At 52.5% G+C, this 23,130-nt stretch carries 21 protein-coding genes, 2 rRNA genes and 1 pseudogene; 10 read left to right on the top strand and 14 right to left on the bottom strand.

Annotated elements, in window-relative coordinates; genetic code table 11:
• Positions 1-35: 35 nt before the first annotated feature.
• Entirely contained in the window at positions 36-965 is a 930-nt protein-coding gene (gene fdhE / locus ABLV11_RS20660) for a formate dehydrogenase accessory protein FdhE (RefSeq protein WP_004116785.1), read from the top strand.
• Positions 966-1,005: 40 nt separating this feature from the next.
• On the opposite strand, the pseudogene ABLV11_RS20655 reads toward fdhE, so the two are convergent.
• Positions 1,006-1,169: pseudogene (locus ABLV11_RS20655) on the bottom strand (VapC toxin family PIN domain ribonuclease); the annotation flags it as partial.
• A 110-nt stretch (positions 1,170-1,279) separates the two neighbouring features.
• On the opposite strand from ABLV11_RS20655, the gene ABLV11_RS20650 reads away from it, so the two are divergent.
• Positions 1,280-2,197, top strand: a complete 918-nt coding sequence (locus ABLV11_RS20650; RefSeq protein ID WP_004116784.1) for an alpha/beta hydrolase — start codon at positions 1,280-1,282, stop codon at positions 2,195-2,197.
• Positions 2,198-2,214: 17 nt separating this feature from the next.
• Here the strand turns inward: ABLV11_RS20650 and fabY are convergent, their stop codons facing one another.
• From fabY to typA, 5 genes are all read right to left on the bottom strand, one after another.
• Positions 2,215-3,156: a fatty acid biosynthesis protein FabY gene (gene fabY, locus ABLV11_RS20645; protein ID WP_004107372.1), complete on the bottom strand. Its 942-nt coding sequence runs from the start codon at positions 3,154-3,156 to the stop codon at positions 2,215-2,217.
• Between the two features lie 44 nt (positions 3,157-3,200).
• Positions 3,201-3,638, bottom strand: coding sequence for a D-aminoacyl-tRNA deacylase (gene dtd / locus ABLV11_RS20640; protein ID WP_004107369.1), 438 nt, complete (start codon positions 3,636-3,638; stop codon positions 3,201-3,203).
• Positions 3,635-4,495, bottom strand: coding sequence for a virulence factor BrkB family protein (locus ABLV11_RS20635; protein ID WP_004107366.1), 861 nt, complete (start codon positions 4,493-4,495; stop codon positions 3,635-3,637). Before ABLV11_RS20635 ends, dtd begins: the two co-directional genes overlap by 4 nt.
• Positions 4,489-5,088, bottom strand: coding sequence for a glucose-1-phosphatase (yihX, locus tag ABLV11_RS20630; RefSeq protein ID WP_004107358.1), 600 nt, complete (start codon positions 5,086-5,088; stop codon positions 4,489-4,491). The genes ABLV11_RS20635 and yihX overlap by 7 nt, the downstream gene beginning before the upstream one ends.
• 133 nt (positions 5,089-5,221) lie before the next feature.
• A complete protein-coding gene (typA, locus tag ABLV11_RS20625; protein ID WP_004107356.1) occupies positions 5,222-7,045 on the bottom strand; it encodes a ribosome-dependent GTPase TypA in 1,824 nt (607 codons plus the stop codon).
• 378 nt (positions 7,046-7,423) lie between these two features.
• Between typA and glnA the strand changes: the two genes are divergently transcribed.
• From glnA to ABLV11_RS20605, 4 genes are all read left to right on the top strand, one after another.
• Positions 7,424-8,833, top strand: a complete 1,410-nt coding sequence (gene glnA, locus ABLV11_RS20620) for a glutamate--ammonia ligase (protein WP_004107355.1) — start codon at positions 7,424-7,426, stop codon at positions 8,831-8,833.
• 188 nt (positions 8,834-9,021) lie between these two features.
• Positions 9,022-10,071 (top strand): nitrogen regulation protein NR(II), encoded by a 1,050-nt coding sequence (glnL, locus tag ABLV11_RS20615; RefSeq protein ID WP_004107353.1) that lies wholly within the window; start codon positions 9,022-9,024, stop codon positions 10,069-10,071.
• An 8-nt stretch (positions 10,072-10,079) separates the two neighbouring features.
• Positions 10,080-11,489, top strand: a complete 1,410-nt coding sequence (glnG, locus tag ABLV11_RS20610; protein ID WP_004107350.1) for a nitrogen regulation protein NR(I) — start codon at positions 10,080-10,082, stop codon at positions 11,487-11,489.
• Positions 11,490-11,598: 109 nt separating this feature from the next.
• Positions 11,599-11,709 carry a YshB family small membrane protein gene (locus ABLV11_RS20605; RefSeq protein ID WP_016809591.1) on the top strand — a complete coding sequence of 37 codons (111 nt, stop codon included), beginning with the start codon at positions 11,599-11,601 and terminating at the stop codon, positions 11,707-11,709.
• Between the two features lie 36 nt (positions 11,710-11,745).
• Here ABLV11_RS20605 and hemN read toward each other — a convergent pair whose 3' ends face one another.
• Both hemN and yihI read right to left on the bottom strand, forming a co-directional pair.
• A complete protein-coding gene (gene hemN / locus ABLV11_RS20600; RefSeq protein ID WP_004107348.1) occupies positions 11,746-13,119 on the bottom strand; it encodes an oxygen-independent coproporphyrinogen III oxidase in 1,374 nt (457 codons plus the stop codon).
• A gap of 188 nt (positions 13,120-13,307) precedes the next feature.
• Positions 13,308-13,814: a Der GTPase-activating protein YihI gene (gene yihI / locus ABLV11_RS20595; RefSeq protein WP_126489659.1), complete on the bottom strand. Its 507-nt coding sequence runs from the start codon at positions 13,812-13,814 to the stop codon at positions 13,308-13,310.
• 584 nt (positions 13,815-14,398) lie between these two features.
• Between yihI and yihA the strand changes: the two genes are divergently transcribed.
• Positions 14,399-15,031: a ribosome biogenesis GTP-binding protein YihA/YsxC gene (gene yihA, locus ABLV11_RS20590; protein ID WP_004107344.1), complete on the top strand. Its 633-nt coding sequence runs from the start codon at positions 14,399-14,401 to the stop codon at positions 15,029-15,031.
• A 347-nt stretch (positions 15,032-15,378) separates the two neighbouring features.
• Here yihA and polA read toward each other — a convergent pair whose 3' ends face one another.
• Complete coding sequence (polA, locus tag ABLV11_RS20585; RefSeq protein WP_126489660.1) at positions 15,379-18,168, bottom strand: DNA polymerase I; 2,790 nt, start codon at positions 18,166-18,168, stop codon at positions 15,379-15,381.
• Between the two features lie 396 nt (positions 18,169-18,564).
• Between polA and ABLV11_RS20580 the strand changes: the two genes are divergently transcribed.
• A complete protein-coding gene (locus ABLV11_RS20580; RefSeq protein ID WP_348855713.1) occupies positions 18,565-19,464 on the top strand; it encodes an acyltransferase in 900 nt (299 codons plus the stop codon).
• A gap of 49 nt (positions 19,465-19,513) precedes the next feature.
• Here ABLV11_RS20580 and dsbA read toward each other — a convergent pair whose 3' ends face one another.
• The 3 genes from dsbA to ABLV11_RS20565 form a co-directional block, all read right to left on the bottom strand.
• Positions 19,514-20,137 (bottom strand): thiol:disulfide interchange protein DsbA, encoded by a 624-nt coding sequence (gene dsbA / locus ABLV11_RS20575; RefSeq protein ID WP_004107338.1) that lies wholly within the window; start codon positions 20,135-20,137, stop codon positions 19,514-19,516.
• Between the two features lie 27 nt (positions 20,138-20,164).
• The gene (locus tag ABLV11_RS20570; protein WP_004107336.1) at positions 20,165-21,151 is read right to left on the bottom strand and encodes a serine/threonine protein kinase; all 987 of its coding nucleotides are present in this window, start codon (positions 21,149-21,151) and stop codon (positions 20,165-20,167) included.
• A gap of 75 nt (positions 21,152-21,226) precedes the next feature.
• Complete coding sequence (locus tag ABLV11_RS20565) at positions 21,227-21,496, bottom strand: YihD family protein (RefSeq protein ID WP_004107333.1); 270 nt, start codon at positions 21,494-21,496, stop codon at positions 21,227-21,229.
• Positions 21,497-21,567: 71 nt separating this feature from the next.
• Here ABLV11_RS20565 and mobA point away from each other — a divergent pair, with 71 nt between their 5' ends.
• Positions 21,568-22,149 (top strand): molybdenum cofactor guanylyltransferase MobA, encoded by a 582-nt coding sequence (gene mobA, locus ABLV11_RS20560; protein WP_004116769.1) that lies wholly within the window; start codon positions 21,568-21,570, stop codon positions 22,147-22,149.
• Positions 22,146-22,652: a molybdopterin-guanine dinucleotide biosynthesis protein MobB gene (mobB, locus tag ABLV11_RS20555; protein ID WP_004107330.1), complete on the top strand. Its 507-nt coding sequence runs from the start codon at positions 22,146-22,148 to the stop codon at positions 22,650-22,652. The genes mobA and mobB overlap by 4 nt, the downstream gene beginning before the upstream one ends.
• A 125-nt stretch (positions 22,653-22,777) precedes the next feature.
• Here the strand turns inward: mobB and rrf are convergent.
• Positions 22,778-22,893: ribosomal RNA gene (rrf, locus tag ABLV11_RS20550) — 5S ribosomal RNA — on the bottom strand.
• A 71-nt stretch (positions 22,894-22,964) separates the two neighbouring features.
• Positions 22,965-23,130 (bottom strand): 23S ribosomal RNA (locus ABLV11_RS20545); the annotation flags it as partial.

The following is a 23,130-nucleotide window of genomic DNA, read 5'->3' as shown; positions in this document are numbered from 1 at the left end:
CATCGCCGAATCTGCTGAAACCAGGAAGTGACTGAATGAGCATTCGTATCATCCCGCAAGATGAGCTGGAAAAGAGCGAGAAACGCGCGACGGATATGATTCCACCGTTGTTGTTTCCTCGACTCAAAAATTTATATAACCGTCGTGCCGAGCGCCTGCGCGAACTGGCTGAAAATAATCCGCTGGGGGATTATCTGCGCTTTGCTGCGCTTATCGCCCACGCGCAGGAAGTGGTGCTGTACGATCATCCCCTGCAGATGGATCTCACCGCACGCATTAAAGAAGCGAACGATCAGGGCAAACCGCCGCTCGATATTCACGTTTTACCGCGCGACAAGCACTGGCACAAGCTACTGCATTCGCTGATTGCCGAACTGAAGCCAGAGATGAGCGGCCCGGCGCTGGCGGTTATCGAGAATCTGGAAAAAGCGTCAGAGCAAGAGCTGGAACTGATGGCAAGCGCGCTATTTGTCTCCGATTTTGCCTCCGTTAGCAGCGATAAAGCACCGTTTATCTGGGCCGCGCTATCGCTCTATTGGGCGCAGATGGCCAGCCTGATACCCGGTAAAGCTCGCGCCGAATACGGTGAACAGCGTCAATTCTGCCCGGTTTGCGGCTCGATGCCGGTCTCCAGCATAGTGCAAATTGGCACCACTCAGGGCCTGCGCTATTTGCACTGCAACCTGTGTGAAACCGAGTGGCACGTGGTGCGCGTGAAATGCAGCAACTGCGAACAGACGCGCGATCTGCACTACTGGTCTTTAGATAACGAGCAGGCGGCCATTAAAGCTGAAAGCTGCGGCGACTGCGGTACCTACCTGAAGATTCTTTATCAGGAAAAGGATCCCAAAGTAGAAGCCGTGGCCGACGACCTCGCCTCACTGGTGCTGGACGCACGGATGGAACAAGAGGGCTTTGCCCGCAGCTCCATCAACCCGTTCCTGTTCCCGGGAGAGGGGGAGTAACGGCGAGCAGCATGTCGGGCAGCCTCTTCTGCTGCCCGACTTACAAATGATAAAGCGTAATCACTCCCGGTATGCCGGCAAAACTTTTGCTTTGCGCGTGACCAGTTCATAACGATCTATTTGCGCTGTTGCCAGTACGATGGCATCCGGCAGCTTTATCCCATACTCCTCCCTGCGATTGCTGCTTCGTCCAGCAATGGGTTTCACTTTTGCGAGCCGCTTTCCAGAATCACTTCCCAACGAAAATCCCCGGTTTTCTTTTGCTCACAATCAGGCTATAAACCTGTATATCCAAACAGGTTAAGGGAATAAGAATGGCGCTTGAAAAGGGTATTGCAATACAGGTGCGGGAGTTTATCGAGGCGGGTCGACCCTCATCGCGCGATCAGAGTATTGATGACCGGAGACGCGGCTATATCGCCAGCACGGTACTGGCTGGGGAGCAAGAAAAGCGCGTTCAGGTAGAAGATATCGAGCTCGAAGGCATGACATTTCGCATTGTCTCCCCCCTCAACGCCTCAGGCGCTCTCCCTGCGGTCATCTATTTTCACGGCGGCTGCTTTATCAGCGGTAGTTTCGCCACGCATGACCATCAGCTCCGTCAGCTGGCTTACCACAGCGGCTGCCGGGTTATCGCCGTGCAATACCGGCTGGCGCCGGAGCACGCTTTTCCCGCCGCCCATGACGATGCTGAAAAAGGCGCACTGATTATTCACCGCCACGCGCCGCAGTTAGGCATCGACGTTTCGCGTATTACGCTTGCGGGCGATAGCGCCGGGGGTCATCTGGCCTTGGTCACCGCTCTGCGGCTGAAAACCACCCGGGCATGGCAACCCGCGCAGCTTGTTTTGATTTATCCGATGCTGGATGCCACCGCCAGTATGAAGAGCTATATCGATAACGGTAAAGATTACATTATCACCGAAGACACTCTGCTCAGCGGCTATGAAATGTACCTTTCGTCGACGACACTCCACCACCCGGAAGCCAGCCCGCTATGGCGTAAAGACTTTAACGGCTTACCGCCGGTGCATATTCTGACGGCAGAATACGATCCTTTGCGTGATGAAGGCGAAGCGCTTTACCAGCGTCTGCTTGAACAGGGCGTAGAGTGCACCTGTCAGCGCTATCTCGGAGTGATTCACGGCTTCTTCCAGCTGGGCGGTATCAGCCCAGCGGCAGCCAGCGCGATGAGAGATATCGCCTGGCGGGTAAAATCACCGGGCCAGTAGATAAGCGTAAAGGGAGGCTACTCCTCTTCGTTGCCACCCTCTTCATAAGAGCCGAACGGCTTCGCAGGAAGCACGATATAGATACCCTCAAAAACCGCGCCGAGCCGATCGTCACCGAATAGCTCAACCTGCAGCTGAACGCGCGCTTTGCGCCCACGCGCCAGGCGATCGAGATCGCCGCTTAATGAGCCGAGATCGGCAACAGCGCTGGGGCGTCCGCTAATGGGCTGACTGTAACGAATATGAGCATCTGCGAGAATAATTGTGCCGCCAAGATGCCGCTCGCGCAGCATCAGCCAGATAAGCCCCCAGCCGGTTAACGTTGCCTGCGAAAACAGGCTGCCGGCAAACAGCGTATGGTGGGGATTCTGGTTACCAGCTTCCGGCATAGTGGTGATAAACTTTTGCCCGGTATACTGCTGAATGCGCACGCCCATTTTTTCACTAAGAGGGATGTGCTGATACCAGGCCTGCTGCAGCTGAGCGCACCAGTCGCCGCGATGTAAAATATCGTCCAGCGAGGCTATTGGCTTAATCATCAAAAAATGACGAATCGGCGTGGTGGTCGGCGTCGTGATTTCACCCTGGTTCACAAACCCGAGCTTGGCAAAGAATTCTACCGCGTCTTCACGGGCGCTACAGGTCACGCGCTTAACGCCTTCCTGACGGGCGACGGACTCCAGCGTCATCGCCATCAGGGTTCCCAGCCCCTTATCCTGTACTGACGGATGTACGGCCATAAAACGGATCGAGGCTTCGTTTTCCGCGTTCACATACAGTCGCCCAACGGCAACCAGATTACCCTCTTCATCGACCACCATTTGATGGTGCGCCATCGCATCCCACGCATCGCGCTCGGACCCTTTCGGCTGATGCAGCGGCTTACGCAGCATCTCCCAGCGGAACTGGTAGTAGCTCTCTAACTCTTCTTCTGTTTGCGGTACGCGAAGGTGATACATAGCTGTACTCTCTTTTGTTACCCGCAGCCTGCCCGGAAGCTGGCTCATACCTGCAACCAAAAGGTCACAGGACCATCATTCACCAGAGAAACCTGCATATCGGCAGCAAATCTCCCGGTCTGCGTATTCATTTTCTGCTGGCGGCAGCGCTCAACGAAATACTCGTACAGCGCTTCCGCTTTATCCGGTGCCGCGCCTTTAGAAAATCCAGGACGCATCCCGCGCTCGGTATCCGCTGCCAGCGTAAACTGTGAAACCACCAGCACGCTGCCGCCAGCCTGCTGCACATTAAGATTCATTTTGCCTTCAGCATCGCTAAAAATACGGTATCCCAGCACGCGTTCGCACAGGCGATTCGCCTTTTGCTCATCATCGTCTCTCTCGACGCCTAACAGCACCAGAAGCCCGGGACCGATTTCGCCCGTCACTTCATCCTCCACGGTAACGCTAGCTCGGGATACGCGTTGAATTAATGCAATCATGATTGTTCTGTTTCTTCTTTTTTCAGTTTGCGGTATTCACCGAGAGTGACAGTAATTTCAGCGCCAAGCAAGACGATACACCACGTCCAGTACACCCAGACGAACAAAATGGGTACCACGGCAAGCACGCCATAAATCAGCTGATAGGACGGGAACGCAGTGATATATAAAGCAAAAGCTTTCTTCCCCGCCTCAAAGAGCAGCGCCGCAACCAGGGAACCGATTATCGCATCGCGGTTACGGACCTCGGCCGTCGGCACAATGCTGTACAGCAGCCAGAATGCCACCCACGATAAAATGAGCGGAAAAATACGCAGCACATCGTCAATCACGCTATTCAGATCGCTGGCCCAGCGTAACGACAGGAGATAGGAGCTGATCGCAAGGCTGGCCCCCGCCAGCAGCGGCCCCAGCGTGAGGATCATCCAATAGACGGCAAAGGAGTAGGTTTTTGGCCGGGTTCGGGTGCTGCGCCAGATAGTATTCAATGCGCTATCAATGGAATACATCAGCAGCAGCGATGTCACAATCAGGCCGAAAGCGCCCACGGCGGTCATCCGACTGGAGTTGGCGACAAACTGCTCGATATAGCCCTGAATCACATCGCCGGTGGTCGGAATAAAATTGGCAAAAATAAAGTGTCGAATCTGGATACTGACATCAGAAAACATCGGAAAGGCCGCAAACAGCGCAAATATAACGGCGATAAGCGGCACCAGGGAGAGTAACGACACATAGGCCAGGTTTCCCGCCAGGGTCGTCATATGATCTTCATCAATACGCCGCCATAGCAGCTTCAGCCAGGCCACCAGCGGCCGCAGATGGCGCGCTGTTTTTTGATGAACGGTTTTTAGCATAGCTGCTTCGCAAAGTAGTTCGGTATCGTCTCCTTTCCGGTCACCAGAATTGACGTGATACCTAACTGATCAGCGCCGGCAATATTATCGGCGTTATCATCGAAGAAAACCGTATCCTCTGCGGAGAAACCTTCCGATTCGAGCACGCTCTGGTAGATCCGCGCTTCGGGTTTACGCATCCCCATCTCCTGGGAGAGATAGATATGGTCAGCCACGGCGCGTATTTCTGGATATTCATCCGGCCAGAAGGTGGTATGCAAACGGTTAGTATTGGACAGGACCACGACTCGATGCCCCTGCTCGCGTAATTTTTGCATAATTGCCGTCACCTCCGGTCGCAGGGCGACGAAAACCGCCTGCCAGCCGTGGGAGAACTGCTCGTAGCTAAGCGGCATGTTCATTTCGTGGCACATCGCCGCCGCAAAATCCTCATCGCTAATTTCGCCGCGCTCGTGCTGATGGAACGCTTCACCCATAGTGAAATGCTGCTTCAGCGTCGCAAGAGGGATCCGCGTTAAATCGCTCCACGTCCCGAGCACCCGGTTGAAGTCAATATCGACAATCACATTACCTAAATCAAAGATATAGAGCATGGCCCTCTCCTTTTGCACCGTGGAAAATTAACTGTAGCGGGAAAGGGGGAGTTTGACTATGGGTGGCAGGGCTTTGTACAAAAAAGAAACCCTGCCATTGAGGCAGGGTTCAGATAGTGGAAAGAAGCGTTAATTACTCTTCTTTCGCGCCGCGCATTGCGCGTTTACGGTCGTTCTCGGTCAGATGACGTTTACGGATACGAACGGAAGTAGGGGTAACTTCAACCAGTTCGTCGTCATCGATGAACTCCAGAGCCTGCTCCAGGGTCATCTTAACCGGCGGAACCAGAACCGTTGCTTCGTCAGTACCGGACGCACGCATGTTGGTCAGTTTCTTACCAGTCAGGCAGTTTACCGTCAGGTCGTTAGAACGGCTGTGAATACCGATGATCTGGCCTTCGTAAACTTCTGCGCCGTGGCCCAGGAACAGCTTACCGCGATCCTGCAGGCTGAACAGCGCAAACGCCACCGCTTTACCCTGACCGTTGGAGATCAGAACGCCGTTCTGACGCTGACCCACATCACCCGCACGAACGTCATCGTAGTGGCTGAAGGTGGAGTACAGCAGACCGGTACCGGAGGTCATGGTCATGAATTCTGAACGGAAGCCGATCAGACCACGGCTTGGGATCACGTAGTCGAGACGTACGCGGCCTTTGCCATCTGGATTCATGTTTTTCAGGTCGCCTTTACGCTCACCCAGCGCCTGCATAACAGACCCCTGGTGCTGCTCTTCGACGTCCAGCGTCACGTTCTCGAACGGCTCTTGCTTACGGCCGTCGATTTCGCGGAAGATAACTTTCGGACGGGAAACCGCCATTTCGAAACCTTCACGACGCATGTTTTCGATAAGAACGGACAGGTGCAGTTCACCACGGCCAGAAACGCGGAATGCGTCTGCATCCGGAGTTTCTTCAACGCGCAGCGCCACGTTGTGCACCAGCTCTTTGTTCAGGCGGTCAAGGATCTGACGAGAGGTAACGTACTTACCTTCTTTACCGCAGAACGGAGAGGTGTTAACGCAGAAGAACATGGAAACGGTCGGCTCATCGACGGACAGCGCCGGCAGCGCTTCAACATTCTGCGTATCGCAGATGGTGTCAGAGATGTTCAGCTCGCCCAGACCGGTGATCGCGATGATATCGCCCGCTTCAGCGATGTCGCTCTCGATACGCTCCAGACCCAGGTGGGTCAGAACTTTACCGACTTTACCATTACGGGTTTTGCCTTCGCTATCAACGATAGTGACCTGCTGGTTCGGCTTCACTTTACCGCGCTTGATGCGGCCGATGCCGATGACGCCAACGTAGTTGTTGTAGTCCAGCTGGGAGATTTGCATCTGCAGCGGGCCATCAAGGTCAACGTTCGGTGCCGGTACGCGATCGACGATAGTCTGATACAGCGGAGTCATATCCTCAGCCATATCTTCGTGATCCAGACCCGCGATACCGTTCAGCGCGGAAGCGTAAACGATAGGGAAGTCCAGCTGTTCGTCGGTAGCATCAAGGTTAACGAACAGGTCGAATACCTGATCGACAACCCAGTCAGGGCGCGCGCCAGGACGGTCAACTTTGTTGATAACAACAATCGGCTTCAGACCGTGGGCAAAAGCTTTCTTGGTGACGAAGCGCGTCTGCGGCATCGGACCATCAAAGGCATCAACCACCAGCAGCACAGAATCTACCATGGACATGACACGTTCAACTTCACCACCGAAGTCGGCGTGCCCAGGGGTATCAACGATGTTGATACGGTAATCATTCCATTTGATAGCAGTGTTTTTAGCGAGGATGGTAATCCCACGCTCTTTCTCCAAATCGTTGGAGTCCATCACTCGTTCTTGTGCTTCAGTACGCGCGTCGAACGTACCAGATTGCTGTAGCAGCTTATCAACCAGGGTAGTTTTACCATGGTCAACGTGCGCGATGATGGCGATATTACGCAGATTTTCGATCACAACTTTGCCTCAGGCATTAGAAATAGCGCGTTATTGTACACGGATTAATCGCAGTACAAAACAGGATCACAAACATCCTCCGCAAACAAGTATTGCAGAGATTCTTTGTGATCGCTTTCACGGAGCATTAAAAGGGTTATTCGAGTCCAATTGCACCAAATAAGTGCCCAACGTTCACACAAATGCACTATATTGGTGCAATGCATTCATTTTGGTGCAGCCCTTTTGCACGATGACGTGCATGATAACGCCTTTTGGGGGCAATTTAAAAGTTGGCACAGATTTCGCTTTGTATTTTTTAAGGCAACAACGCCACTTTTAGTAGCAAAAAAGTTTTCGTTTCCACGACGACACAGACCAATCCGGGAGAGTTTAAGTATGTCCGCTGAACACGTTTTGACGATGCTGAACGAGCATGAAGTGAAGTTTGTCGATCTGCGCTTCACCGATACCAAAGGTAAAGAACAGCACGTAACTATTCCTTCTCATCAGGTAAATGCCGAATTCTTCGAAGAAGGCAAAATGTTTGATGGCTCCTCGATTGGCGGTTGGAAAGGTATTAACGAATCCGACATGGTTCTGATGCCGGATGCAACCACCGCGCTGATCGACCCGTTCTATGAAGAACCGACTCTGATCATCCGCTGCGACATCCTGGAACCCGGCACTCTGCAGGGCTATGACCGCGACCCGCGTTCCATTGCTAAGCGCGCTGAAGAGTATCTGCGCTCTACCGGCCTGGCTGACACCGTACTGTTCGGGCCAGAACCAGAATTCTTCCTGTTCGATGATATCCGTTTTGGTGCGTCCATCTCCGGTTCCCACGTCGCTATCGATGATATCGAAGGCGCATGGAACTCCTCCACCAAATACGAAGGCGGCAACAAAGGCCACCGTCCGGGCGTGAAAGGCGGCTACTTCCCGGTTCCGCCAGTAGACTCCTCTCAGGATATCCGCTCCACCATGTGTATGATCATGGAAGAGATGGGCCTGGTTGTTGAAGCTCACCATCACGAAGTGGCGACTGCCGGTCAGAACGAAATCGCCACCCGCTTTAACACCATGACCAAAAAAGCGGATGAAATTCAGATTTACAAATACGTTGTGCACAACGTCGCACACCGTTTCGGCAAAACCGCGACCTTCATGCCAAAACCGATGTTTGGCGATAACGGTTCCGGTATGCACTGCCACATGTCCCTGTCCAAGAACGGCGTAAACCTGTTCTCCGGCGACAAATACGCGGGCCTGTCTGAACAAGCGCTGTACTACATCGGCGGCGTTATCAAACACGCTAAAGCGATTAACGCCCTGGCTAACCCGACCACCAACTCCTACAAGCGTCTGGTCCCGGGCTACGAAGCGCCGGTAATGCTGGCTTACTCTGCCCGTAACCGTTCCGCGTCTATCCGTATTCCGGTTGTCACCTCTCCGAAAGCGCGCCGTATCGAAGTGCGCTTCCCGGACCCGGCGGCTAACCCGTACCTGTGCTTCGCCGCGCTGCTGATGGCTGGCCTTGACGGTATCAAGAACAAAATCCATCCGGGCGAAGCCATGGATAAAAACCTGTACGATCTGCCGCCGGAAGAAGCGAAAGAGATCCCACAGGTTGCAGGCTCTCTGGAAGAAGCACTGAACGCGCTGGACGCAGACCGTGAATTCCTGACCGCCGGCGGCGTATTCACCAACGACGCTATCGATGCTTACATCGCCCTGCGTATGGAAGAAAACGACCGCATCCGTATGACTCCGCACCCGGTTGAATTCGAGCTGTACTACAGCGTCTGATTTTGCTGTAAATCCATGGTGCTTCGTGTTGTGGCGCGAGGTACCAAGGATGTTTTGTTGCCGTGGAAACTTTCAGCCCATCTCAGGATGGGCTTTTTTCTCCACCAACACGCTGATCTCGTGAGCTTTTTATTCATAAAAAGCTATACTGCACTAAAATGGTGCACTCTTTTTCTGGAGACTGTCGAATGGCAACAGGCACACTGCCCGATGCTGGGCAGATCCTTAACTCTTTAATCAACAGTATCTTACTGGTCGATGATGACCTGGCGGTTCATTACGCGAACCCGGCGGCGCAGCAGCTGCTGGCGCAAAGTTCTCGTAAGCTATTCGGCACGCCGCTGCCGGAACTGTTGAGCTATTTCTCGCTGAATATCGGCCTCATGCAGGAGAGCCTCGCTGCGGGGCAGGGTTTTACCGATAACGAAGTGACGCTGGTCATTGATAGCCGCTCGCATATCCTTTCCCTGACGGCGCAGCGCCTGCCGGAAGGCTATATTCTGCTGGAAATGGCGCCGATGGATAATCAGCGTCGTCTGAGCCAGGAGCAGCTGCAGCACGCACAGCAGATTGCCGCACGCGACTTAGTGCGTGGTCTGGCCCATGAGATTAAAAACCCGCTGGGCGGTTTGCGCGGAGCGGCACAGCTGCTGAGCAAAGCGCTGCCCGATCCTGCGCTAATGGAATATACCAAAGTCATTATTGAACAGGCCGATCGGTTAAGAAATCTGGTCGACCGTCTGCTGGGGCCGCAGCATCCCGGGATGCACGTGACGGAAAGCATCCATAAGGTCGCTGAGCGGGTAGTGAAGCTGGTGTCGATGGAGCTGCCGGATAACGTCAAACTGGTTCGCGATTACGACCCCAGCCTGCCGGAACTCCCGCATGACCCTGACCAAATCGAACAGGTGTTGCTGAATATCGTCCGTAATGCGCTGCAGGCGCTGGGACCCGAGGGCGGCGAGATCACTCTGCGCACCCGCACGGCCTTCCAGTTAACCTTACACGGCGTACGCTACCGCCTCGCTGCGCGCATTGACGTTGAAGATAACGGCCCGGGAATACCGTCTCATTTACAGGACACGCTGTTTTATCCGATGGTGAGCGGGCGCGAAGGCGGTACCGGACTCGGTCTGTCTATTGCCCGCAGCCTTATCGATCAGCACTCCGGGAAAATTGAATTTACCAGTTGGCCAGGGCATACCGAATTCTCGGTGTACCTGCCTATTCGGAAGTAGAGGTGTTTATGCAACGAGGGATAGCATGGATCGTTGACGACGATAGCTCCATCCGTTGGGTGCTTGAACGCGCGCTCACCGGGGCAGGCTTGAGTTGTACAACGTTTGAGAGCGGTAACGAGGTGCTTGATGCCCTCACGACCAAAACCCCGGATGTGCTGCTGTCTGATATCCGCATGCCGGGAATGGATGGGCTGGCGCTGTTAAAGCAAATTAAACAGCGCCATCCAATGCTACCGGTCATCATAATGACGGCGCATTCGGATCTTGATGCGGCGGTAAGCGCCTATCAGCAAGGCGCCTTTGATTATCTGCCGAAACCGTTTGATATCGATGAAGCGGTAGCGCTGGTTGACCGGGCAATTAGCCATTACCAGGAGCAACAACAGCCGCGTAATGCGCCGATTAATAGCCCAACGGCCGATATCATCGGCGAAGCGCCGGCAATGCAGGACGTCTTTCGCATTATCGGCCGCCTGTCGCGCTCTTCTATCAGCGTGCTGATCAACGGCGAATCCGGTACCGGCAAAGAGTTGGTTGCCCATGCTCTGCATCGCCACAGCCCGCGCGCCAAGGCGCCGTTTATTGCGCTGAATATGGCGGCAATCCCTAAAGACTTGATTGAGTCAGAGCTCTTTGGCCACGAGAAAGGCGCTTTTACCGGCGCCAATACCGTGCGTCAGGGACGTTTTGAGCAGGCAGACGGCGGTACGCTGTTCCTTGACGAGATTGGCGATATGCCGCTGGACGTCCAGACCCGTCTGCTGCGCGTCCTGGCCGATGGTCAGTTTTACCGCGTGGGCGGCTATGCGCCGGTGAAAGTGGATGTGCGTATTATTGCCGCCACCCACCAGAACCTTGAGCTGCGCGTCCAGGAGGGGAAATTCCGTGAGGATTTGTTCCATCGCCTGAACGTGATTCGCGTCCATCTGCCGCCGCTGCGCGAGCGTCGGGAAGATATTCCTCGCCTGGCGAGGCATTTCCTGCAAATTGCCGCTCGTGAACTGGGCGTGGAGGCCAAACAGCTGCATCCGGAGACGGAGATGGCGTTAACCCGGCTGGCGTGGCCGGGCAACGTTCGTCAGCTGGAAAACACTTGCCGCTGGCTGACGGTGATGGCCGCGGGTCAGGAAGTTCTGACGCAGGATCTCCCCAGTGAGCTGTTTGAAACCGCGATACCGGATAATCCGACGCAAATGCTGCCGGATAGCTGGGCGACGCTGCTGGGGCAATGGGCCGATCGCGCGCTGCGCTCCGGTCATCAAAACCTGCTCTCAGAAGCGCAGCCGGAGATGGAGCGTACGCTGCTGACCACCGCGTTACGCCATACTCAGGGGCATAAACAAGAGGCGGCGCGGCTGCTAGGGTGGGGCCGTAACACTCTGACGCGTAAGTTAAAAGAGTTGGGAATGGAGTAGCAGCGCGGCGGCGCGTAAAAAATAGTCATCCAGCGCAAACTGCTGCTATTTTGTACTTTACTGTTGCTATGCGTTGAGTATGATCTTGCCCGGAAAGACGGGGGTAATCATGCTTGAATCACTCATTAATATTATATCGAGCGGAGTTGCAGCGGGTCATACGCCGCAGACGGCGGTAGCTGCCGTCCTGTGCGCGGCGATGGTTGGGCTGTTTAACTGATAATATCCCCTCTCCGGTAAGGAGAGGGGATATAGCTTATATCACGCGAGAAAACTGCTGCATCCGCGCTTTCTGCCGCAGGTAAGCATCAAAGCACATACAGATATTGCGAATCAGCAGCCGGCCTTTCGGCGTAACCTGAATGCCCTTCTCATCCACATCCACCAGCCCGTCTTTAGCCAGCGGCGCCAACAATTTCATATCTTCGGCAAAGTAGTCATCGTAGATGAGCGCCCACTGTTTCTCTACCGCCGCAAAGTCGAGACGGAAGTTACAAATCAGCGCCTTAATGACATCACGACGAATGCAGTCATCGCGCGTCAACGCAATACCGCGCCACAGCGCCGTCCCGGTTTCATCGACCTGTTGATAATACTGTTTCAACTCTTTCTGGTTCTGCGCATAGCAATCGCCAATCATACTGATCGCCGACACGCCCATCCCCAGCAGGTCGGTGTCTCCCTGGGTGGTATATCCCTGGAAGTTGCGATGCAGAATACCTTCCCGTTGGGCTATCGCCAGCTCATCATCAGGGCGGGCAAAGTGGTCCATGCCGATAAACTGATATCCCGCAGAGGTTAACGAAGCAATCGTCTCCTGAAGAATATCCAGCTTTTGTTCAGCTGAGGGCAAATCGGCATCTTTGATTTTGCGCTGTGCAGCAAACAGCGTTGGCAGATGCGCATAGTTAAATACGCTCAGACGATCGGGATTAAGCTCCGCCACTTTCTGTAGCGTATAAGCGAAGCTCTGCGGCGTTTGCTTCGGCAGACCGTAAATCAGGTCGATATTGGTTGAGGTAAAGCCGATATCACGCGCGTGATTAAGGAGCGCGAAGATAAATGCTTCATCCTGCTCGCGGTTCACCAGACGCTGCACTTCTTTGTTGAAGTCCTGCACGCCCATGCTCAGGCGGTTAAAGCCTTCGGCGCGTAAATGATCCAGGACATCAAGCTCAATTTCACGCGGATCGACTTCAATGGAAATCTCTGCATCCGCGTTAAAATCGAAATGCGTACGCAGCAACCCCATCAGGCGGCTAATTTGCGCTTTGTTCAGATACGTCGGCGTACCGCCGCCCCAGTGCAGCTGATTAACCTTGCGGCCAGCAAAAAGCGGAGCGCGATGAATAATCTCCTGCTCAAGCACATCCAGATACTGGTCAGCCTTATGCTGCTGGCGGGTAACGATTTTGTTGCAGCCGCAGAAATAGCAGAGTTTATGGCAAAACGGGATATGCACGTATAGCGATAGAGGACGCTGCGGATAGCGGGCAACCGCCGCATCAAATTCAGCAGCGCCAAATTCTGGAGAAAACTCCAGCGCGGTGGGATACGAAGTATAACGCGGCCCGGAATAATTATATTTCTGGATCAGGGCCAGATCCCAGTCGATTAACTGCACAGACATGCTCACTCCTTCCGATGGTGCCGTCGGCGGGTACGCCGCCCCGGCCCAACCGCACCTCGGGTAATGAGCCGGTTGCGCAGCCATTTCTGACGCCGCGACAACCGTCGTAGTTTAACGAATAACCACAGCAGATAACATATAACCAGAAGGGTTATAAGCAGGACCGGGAATCCGATGGGATGCAAACGTTAGTTTCCACCCTTCAGCAGGCGCATCATATCTTCTTTGCGCTCTTCCTCTTCTTCATCTTCGTCATCATCATAGGAGAGGCCCAGCTGCTGCATCAGCTCATCAATGCGATCCAGTTTGGCATCAACCCAGGTTTGCTCTTCAGCATTCAGGGTGCCGCCCTCTTCAAGGCGTTCCAGCAGCGCATCCAGGCGCTCATCGTTCTCCAGCAAATCCAGCTCAGCCTGCGGTGAAAGCATAGGTTTCTCGCTCTTTGGTTTATGCTGCTTAATCGCCGAAGCGCTTTCAGTTACGCCCAGCGGGATGGGTTTTTTACTGCCAATTCGGGGATCTTGCTGCTGACCTTGTTTTTTTGCTGCTGAAGCGGTGTCGCCACCGGTCGCACGACTGCCTGCCGCATGGCCGCGATGCTTCTTCTGATGCTTACGCTCGCGAGCTTCCTGGTTCAATTCTTCACGCGTTTTGCGATTTTTTTTGCCACGAGGTACGGATGTCGGTTTTTTCATGTTGGGTAATCTTCAGGCCATTTTCTTCAGTATAGAATTGAGGCGGAATCTAGCAGAAAGCAAGCAAAGAAAAAAGGCGACAGATTACTCTGTCGCCTTTTTCCGTACTGACAACCCTTAAAGGGCTTCTACTTTCCCTGTTAGCTAACGACACACCCTGTCTTTCCTTTAGCTACCAACGGTCCCTGTTACTTCCATTTCCCTTTAAAACGTCTTCCAGACGTTTGTCATCCTGACAATCCGTAGTCCTCGCCTCCTGGCGCTTCCTGACCCCTCATCCTGAGTCATCATCCTGTTAGCATCCTCGCCCTTGGTCACTACTTTACTGGTTTGAGGAAAACCTACAACTGACTGTACAGAAAAAAATCTAATTTCAGAATTTTCTTTCAGCTTAATATCATGATTTATAAGCTTTTGTGTTATTTATGCTCGGATTTTTCTCACTCATATCTCATATAACCAATAGCCAATATCTCACAAAGAGTGTGGTTTTAACTTACATCAATGAGATGCGGTAAAAACAGTCTTTTTCTGTTGTTCAGGTATAATCCCCGCCATAGCCTGATTTAACGGAGACGACCGTCTTGACCAACTGGAATTATCAACTGACGCATTTTGTCACTAGCGCGCCAGATATCCGCCATCTTCCTGCCGATACCGGTATTGAAGTGGCATTTGCTGGCCGCTCTAACGCCGGGAAATCCAGCGCTCTGAATACGCTGACTAACCAAAAAAGCCTGGCGCGCACGTCGAAGACGCCCGGGCGTACGCAGCTGATTAACCTGTTTGAAGTCGCTGAGGGCAAACGCCTTGTCGACCTGCCGGGCTATGGTTACGCCCAGGTTCCGGAAGAGATGAAGATCAAGTGGCAGCGCGCGCTGGGTGAATATCTTGAGAAACGCCTCTGTCTGAAAGGGCTGGTGGTGCTGATGGATATTCGTCATCCGCTTAAAGATCTCGATCAGCAGATGATCCAGTGGGCCGTCGAAAGCGATATCCCGGTGCTGGTACTGCTGACTAAAGCCGATAAGCTCGCCAGCGGTGCGCGGAAAGCGCAGATCAATATGGTTCGCGAAGCGGTCATCGCCTTTAACGGAGATGTGCAGGTAGAAGCGTTTTCTTCCCTGAAGAAGCAAGGTGTGGATAAACTGCGTCAGAAGCTGGATAGCTGGTATAACGATATCCCGCCGCAGGAAGAACCCGAAGACGGCGAATAAGTTCGCAAAAAACCCGGATAGCGGCGCGTGAAGCCTTATCCGGGCTCCCCGCCTTTGCATGCATCGATGCGTAAAATTTTCTTTCGCGCAATAAAAAACGCCCCGGTCATAAATGACCGGGGCGGCTAAAATATTCAGCCAAATCCGATTACGTGAAGTAAAAGGTCTGAAAGATAGAACATCTTACCTCTGTACCCTACGTCTTTAACTCTACTCTTCTTTCGGTTACGGATAAAGCATTTTTTGTAGTTTTTTTTCACTCTTTACATAGCAAATTCAAATGATCATCACAAAACACGATAAGTTATGTTACTCACTTACAAAAAATGACCTTACCCGACGAATACTTAGTGCGCTTGATCCCAGTTTTCTCCACTACCGACTTCCACCAGCAGCGGAACCGCCAGCGTCGTACTGCTCTCCATCAGTTCGTGGATCTTTTTCGCGACCGCTTCAAGATCGTCCTTATGCACTTCAAAGACCAGTTCATCGTGCACCTGCATGATCATCCGCACGCGAGGTTTTTCGCTTAGCAGCCAGCCGTCTACCGCGATCATTGCACGTTTAATGATATCGGCTGCGGTACCCTGCATTGGCGCATTGATCGCCGCACGTTCGGCGCCAGCGCGACGCGCGCCATTGCTGGATTTGATGTCCGGCAGATAGAGACGACGACCATCCAGCGTTTCAACATACCCCTGCTCTTTGGCCTGGGTGCGAGTACGCTCCATATACTCCAGAACGCCCGGATAGCGCTCAAAGTAGAGATCCATATACTTTTGCGCTTCTTTGCGTGGGATATTCAGCTGTCGCGCAAGACCGAATGCGCTCATGCCGTAAATCAGACCAAAGTTGATCGCCTTCGCGCTACGGCGCTGCTCGCTGCTAACGCTCTCCAGCGGCAAACCAAAGACCTCAGCCGCCGTCGCCCGGTGGATATCTTTGCCTTCCGCAAATGCGGTCAGCAGACCCTTATCGCGGGAGAGATGCGCCATGATGCGCAGTTCAATTTGCGAGTAGTCGGCCGAGACAATGAGATAATCTTCCGGTGCAATAAACGCCTGGCGGATACGTCGCCCTTCTTCGTTGCGTACCGGAATATTCTGCAGGTTCGGGTCGGTAGACGACAAACGCCCCGTAGCGGTCACCGCCTGGTGATAGGAAGTATGAACCCGCCCCGTTTTCGGGCTGATCATCAGCGGCAGCTTATCGGTATAGGTGGATTTAAGTTTTGCCAGTCCACGATATTCGAGGATAACTTTCGGCAGCGGATAGTCCAGCGCCAGCTCTTCCAGCACCTCTTCCGAGGTAGAAGGCGCACCGCCAGGGGTTTTCTTCAGCGGCTTAATGCCTTGTTTTTCAAACAAGATCGTTTGCAGCTGCTTCGGCGACGAGAGGTTAAACTCTTCACCCGCAATATCGTACGCCTTCTTCTCCAGTTCAATCAGGCGCTTGGCTATCTCCTGAGAATGCGCATGCAGCACGGCCGGATCAATCTTCACGCCGTTACGCTCCACGCGGGATAGCACCGGCACCAGCGGCATTTCAATATTTTTAAAGACGTTCAGCGGACCTTCATTTTGCTGAAGTTCAGGCCACATTTTGAGGTGCAGCTGCAGGGTGACATCCGCATCTTCCGCCGCGTAGCGGCCTGCTTCTTCCAGCACAATTTGGTTAAATGTGAGCTGGTTTTTACCTTTCCCCGCGATTTCTTCGAAGGTAATGGTTTTGTGCTTCAGCCAGCGATCGGAGAGACTATCCATATCATGACGGCCCGCCACGCTGTCGAGAATGTAGGACTCCAGCATGGTATCGAAGGCAATACCGCGCAGTTCAATGCCGTAGTTAGCCAGGATCCCGCGGTCATATTTGAGGTTTTGCCCAACCTTCAGAACCTTGTCATCTTCCAGTAACGGTTTCAGCAATTCCAGGACGCGGTCGCGAGGGATTTGATCCGGCGCGTCCAGATAATCATGGGCGACCGGTACATAGGCCGCCACGCCAGGTTCAATGGCGAAGGAGAGGCCCACCATATTGGCGGATACGTTATCCAGGCTGTCGGTTTCGGTATCAAAGGCAAAAAGCGGCGCTTTCTTCAGGTTTTCAATCCAGGTGAGCAATGTTTGTTCATCCAGAATGGTGACGTAGTTTTCAGCGGAGAGCACTGTCGCGGTTTCTTCTTCTGCCTCGGCCACTTCGGCAGCCGCTGCCAGCGGCCTGGCCGCAGACTTAGCGCCTTTTGCCTGCATCCACTTACCGGACTCTACATCAGTGATCCAGCGTTTAAATTCATATTTTTTAAACAGCGTCAGCAGTTCATCCGCAACAGGTTGTTCAACCAGCAGATCTTCACAGCCCAAATCCAGTTCAACGTCCGTTTTGATCGTCGCCAGCTGATAAGAGAGGTAAGCCACCTCTTTATTCTGTTCCAGCTTTGCCGCCATCGTTTTCGCGCCGCGGAAAGTCAATCCGGCGATTTTTTCAGGCTCAGCATATAACGTATCAAGACCACCCAGTCCCTGCAGCAGCGCCTGCGCGGTTTTCTCCCCCACCCCAGGCACGCCCGGAATGTTATCCGAGGAGTCACCCATCAGGGCCAGAAAATCGATGATCAGTTCCGGTGGAACGCCGTATTTTGTCACGACTTCGTCGGGGCCAAGGATGGTGTTAGTCATGGTATTAATGAGCGTAATACCCGGCGTAACCAGCTGAGCCATATCTTTATCACCGGTGCTAATCAGCACCGGACGCCCTACTTTTTCAGCTTCACGGGCCAGGGTACCGATGACATCGTCTGCTTCCACGCCAGGAACGGCCATTAGCGGAAGGCCCATCGCTTTCACCATGGCATGCAGCGGCTCGATCTGCGCACGGAGATCGTCCGGCATCGGTGGACGATGAGATTTATAGTGCTCAAACAGTTCATCCCGGAAAGTCTTTCCCTTGGCATCAAACACAACGACAGCATGGGTCGGTTGATACTGCAGGATCAGGCTTCGCAGCATATTCAGCACGCCATACATGGCGCCTGTCGGTTCGCCTGCGCTGTTCGTCAGCGGGGGGAACGCGTGGTATGCCCGATAAAGGTAAGAAGAGCCGTCAACGAGGATGAGAGGGTTTTCTGGGATCTGAACCATATTTTCCGTGCCTGTTTATCAGATTATCGGTAAAGGATGCCACAGACGGACATTAAATCCTGAATTTTTCCCACATTTCGTCGAAAAGATTCAGCGATCCCCAGGATCGCGTTGCGGCCTAACCTGTGGATAACTTTGTGAATAGTTTTATAACGTTGATCGACCAATGATTAATAAAATAATATAACGGAAAAATATTCCATATTTATCATGCAATTATAGGTTCACAACCTGCTTTATTATCATCATGGCGACTCGATGTTCCATGTGGATATAAGATCCAGAAATTTTTCTGTTCTGGTAAGACCCGTTATTTACTCTATTTTCTGATAAAATCAGCCCCTTGCGCTGTTTATAGGCGTTCTTTATCAGCCTAACTTTCTGAATAATTTAACTATGCCGAGATTACTCGCCGCGATAACGCTCCCGCTGAGTATCGCCCTGACTATCATAGTCACCGTCATCTGCTCCGTGCCAATCATCATCGCCGGGCTGATTAAACTTCTTGTGCCCGTTCCTGCGGTCTGGCGCTCGATATCCGTTTTTTGCAATTTCATGATGTACTGCTGGTGTGAAGGACTGGCGTGGCTGCTGCGCCTTAATCCCTGGCTTAAATGGGATGTACAGGGCCTTGATGGTCTGAGTAAAAAGAACTGGTATCTGCTTATCAGCAACCATCACAGCTGGGCCGATATCGTGGTACTTTGCGTGCTGTTCCGCAAACATATTCCGATGAATAAATATTTCCTCAAGCAACAGCTCGCCTGGGTTCCGTTTATTGGGCTGGCCTGCTGGGCGCTGGATATGCCTTTTATGCGCCGTTATTCCCGAGGCTATTTACTCCGCCATCCCGAGCGCCGTAGCAGAGATGTTGAAACTACTCGCCGCTCCTGCGAGAAATTCCGCGCGCATCCCACCACTATCGTCAACTTTGTTGAAGGTTCACGTTTTACTGAAGAAAAGCGACAGCTAACCCGTTCGCCATACCACAATCTGTTAGCGCCAAAAGCGGCAGGTATCGCAATGGCATTAAGCGTGCTGGGCTCGCAGTTTGATAAGCTGTTGAACGTCACGGTGTGTTACCCGGAAAATAACCAAAGACCGTTTTACGATATGCTGAGCGGTCAATTAACACGCATTGTGGTGCGAATCCATCTTGAGCCCGTAGCTGAAGAGCTGCATGGCGACTATGTAAATGATAAAAACTTTAAGCGACGCTTTCAGCGTTGGCTAAATACGCTCTGGGAAGAGAAAGATCGGCAGCTAACGGAAATCATGCAGCAGGCAAAGAAGTGAATTGGGACGCAGAAAAGAAAAACGCCGGTCAGTGACCGGCGTTTATTTTTTATTTCTTATCAACCAGCTGCTTAACGGTATCAGCATACTGGGCAACAAATGCGTCCATGTTGCTGGTATCCATACCCTGCGGATTAAGCTGGTATTTACCATTAACGTACATAGCAGGCACGCCCTGCAGCTGGAAATCAGCAGCGGCTTTCTCTTGCTGAGCCACCAGAGATTTCACCACAAAGCTGTTCCAGGCCGCATCATAATCTTCACCTTTGACGCCGGCATCAACGAAGACCTTACGAATATCGGCCACGGTCTGGACGGTCTGGTTTTTCTGTACCGCTTCAAACATTGGGACGGTGATCTTATCTTCCACGCCCAGCGCCATCGCCACAGCCCATGCCTGAGTCAGATCCTTGCCTAGCGGGCCCAGGAACTCAACGTGGTATTTTGTCATTTTGACGCCTTCCGGCAGCTTTTTCTTCACGTTATCTGATACGTGAAGGACTTCTTCAAACTGATAGCAATGCGGGCAATAGAACGAGAAAAACTCGAGCACCTGAGGCTCACCAGCAACGGGTTTATCGAGGGTAATATACTGCTTACCGTCGGTGATCTGGGCAGCGGATGCACTAAAAGCCAGAATCATACCAGCCAGCGCCAGCCAAATTTTTTTCATGATTAACTCTCTCCTGGATATATCACATTAATACATTGGCGTTAACTGAAGAGGCGGTTCTTGCAGAACCTTTACCTGCTCAAGAAAAGTTGTTGTCTGCCCGCGCCAGTAATCTTCCCCGGTCAACCATGGGAAATTTTTAGGGAAAGCGGGATCTTCCCAGCGCCTTAACAACCACGCCAGATAATAAACTAACCGCATTGCACGTAAAGGCTCGATGAGAGCAATCTCATCCGTATTGAAAGGGCTAAACTCTTCATACGCTTCAATAATCATCTCAAGCTGCATACGCTGCTCGGGTTTATCACCGTTCAACAGCATCCACAGATCCTGGATAGCAGGGCCGTTACGTGAATCATCTAAATCAACAAACAAGGGGCCATCGCGCCAGAGGATGTTTCCCGCATGGCAATCACCGTGTAACCGTAAAATATTGGCGCGTCCGTGCCATTGCGCCATTACCGCGTCAATGAGTTTATCGGTAGCGCTGAGAAAGGCATCTTTCAGGCCAGCAGGAATCAGGGGGGAGAGCTCAAAGACCTGTCGGGGCTCCAGAAGATACTCATTGGTGCCTATCTCCGGACGAGCGACAAAGCGCTGTTTGCGTCCTGTTTGATGCATACGGCCAAGATAACGCCCAACCCACTCCATCTGATCGAGATTATCCGCCTCAAACTGACGTCCACCCAGGCTGGGGAAGACGGCGAAAAAGAATCCCTGATGTTGGTGAAGCGTGCTCTCGTTAAACAACAAAGGCGCCGCAACGGGCACGTCGTCCTCAACGAGCTGAAGCGAAAAGTGGTGTTCTTCGAGGATTTGTTCGGCAGACCAGCGCTCAGGACGATAGAACTTCACCACATAGCGGCGACGATCTTCGTCCTGAAACTGGTAAACTCGGTTCTCATAGCTATTAAGCGGAGTGAGACCGGAATCTACCCGCATACCCAGATCAAATAAACCATCAATGATGGTATCCGGGTGAAGCGTCTGAAAAGTGAAAGCCTTATCGTGCATCCTGACATCCGATAATCGTACGAATGATACAGGATATCATCTCATTGCCGATTCCGCGGCAGCGCTTACAACCTTTTACTCTTTAATCACGCCGCGGGCGCGTAGCAAGGCGGTTTTAAAATCTTCTTCATAATCTTTCTGGATACCCGGAATAACGGCCTCTTTTGCCGAGTCGCGCATTTTCAAATGGTAGATCAGAATATCGTCGGAAAGATCGCTCAATTCGCCAGCATAACCCGCTTCTTTCGCTAGTTTTTGCAAGAATTGCATCAAATTCAGTTCAGGTTCTTTCTGCCAGGCCGGCTGGAGGAGTTCAATCACTTCATTCAGGCGTTTACATTTCATAGCAATGCTCCTTAATCTTGATAGGAGTACGTTAGCAGGGACAAACCCACAATGAAAGAGGCGATATTGATATGCAGGGTGAGGTAATAACCGGCGTCGTGCTGGCGGGGGGAAGAGGCACGCGCATGGGAGGAATAGATAAAGGATTACAGCTGCTGAATGGTAAGGCCCTGTGGCGTCATGTCGCCGATACGCTGCAGCCTCAGGTCGCCAGGCTGGTGATTAGCGCTAACCGCAATCTTGATTGCTGGCGAAGCAGCGGCTACCCGATTATTACCGACTCTCTGAACGACTTTCCCGGGCCGTTGGCCGGCATGCTTTCCGTAATGCATCAGGTCGAGGGCGAATGGTTTCTGTTTTGTCCGTGCGATACACCATTTATCCCATCATTTCTGGCGACTCGTTTAATGCAGCACAAAACATCAGCCCTGGCCGTTTGGGTACACGATGGTGAACGAGACCATCCGGCCATTGCTCTGGTAAATCGCAAGGTGATCGGCGAACTGGAAACGTATCTGGCCGCAGGAGAGCGGCGAGTAATGGTATTTCTGCACAAAATTGGCGGTCATAGCGTCGATTTTAGCGATGTAAAATCAGCATTTATAAACGTTAATACTCTCGACGATTTGCAACATATGCAGGTGCCATCATGATCCCACTTTTAGCCATCGCCGCCTGGAGCGGTACAGGTAAAACAACCTTATTGAAGGCGCTGATTCCGGCACTGCGCGCAGAAGGTTTACGGCCAGGGCTAATTAAACATACCCATCACGATATGGACGTGGATAAGCCGGGTAAAGACAGTTATGAACTGCGTAAAGCCGGAGCGGCTCAGACTATTGTCGCCAGTTCGCAGCGTTGGGCATTAATGACGGAAACGCCAGATAAGCCTTCACTGGATCTGGCATGGTTGGTCAGCCGAATGGATGCCTCAACGTTGGATTTAGTCCTGGTTGAGGGTTTTAAACATGAACCCGTGCCCAAAATCCTGCTTTATCGGCACAACAGCGGGCATAGTACAGAAGAATTAGTGTTTGACGATAATGTGATTGCTATCGCCAGCGATAGGCCGGTCGAGACGTCGCTTCCACTGTTAGATTTAAACGATGTTCCGCAGATAGCCGCTTTTATTATGCAGTGGTTAAAAGGGGTTTAGTCAGGAGCAGGTAAATTTTCAGGAACATAGCCATGATCTATCGACCTGAAGGTTTCTGTTGGTATTTTCAGACGACAAAAACGCAAAAAGCCCATCCGTCAGGATGGGCTCTTCACTTGTTTGATGCCTGGCAGTTCCCTACTCTCACATGGGGAGACCCCACACTACCATCGGCGCTACGGCGTTTCACTTCTGAGTTCGGCATGGGGTCAGGTGGGACCACCGCGCTAGTGCCGCCAGGCAAATTCTGTTTAATCTGTATCAAGCTGTATTGAAAATCTTCTCAAATCGCCAAAACATCTTCGGCGTTGTAAGGTTAAGCCTCACGGTTCATTAGTACCGGTTAGCTCAACGCATCGCTGCGCTTACACACCCGGCCTATCAACGTCGTCGTCTTCAACGTTCCTTCAGGACTCTCAAGGAGTCAGGGAGAACTCATCTCGGGGCAAGTTTCGTGCTTAGATGCTTTCAGCACTTA

Source organism: Klebsiella sp. GW_Kp181 (assembly GCF_040062315.1).
Classification (GTDB): Bacteria; Pseudomonadota; Gammaproteobacteria; order Enterobacterales; family Enterobacteriaceae; genus Klebsiella; species Klebsiella oxytoca.
Note: the sequence above shows the minus strand (reverse complement) of the source record. Positions and strands in the feature narration are given on the sequence as shown.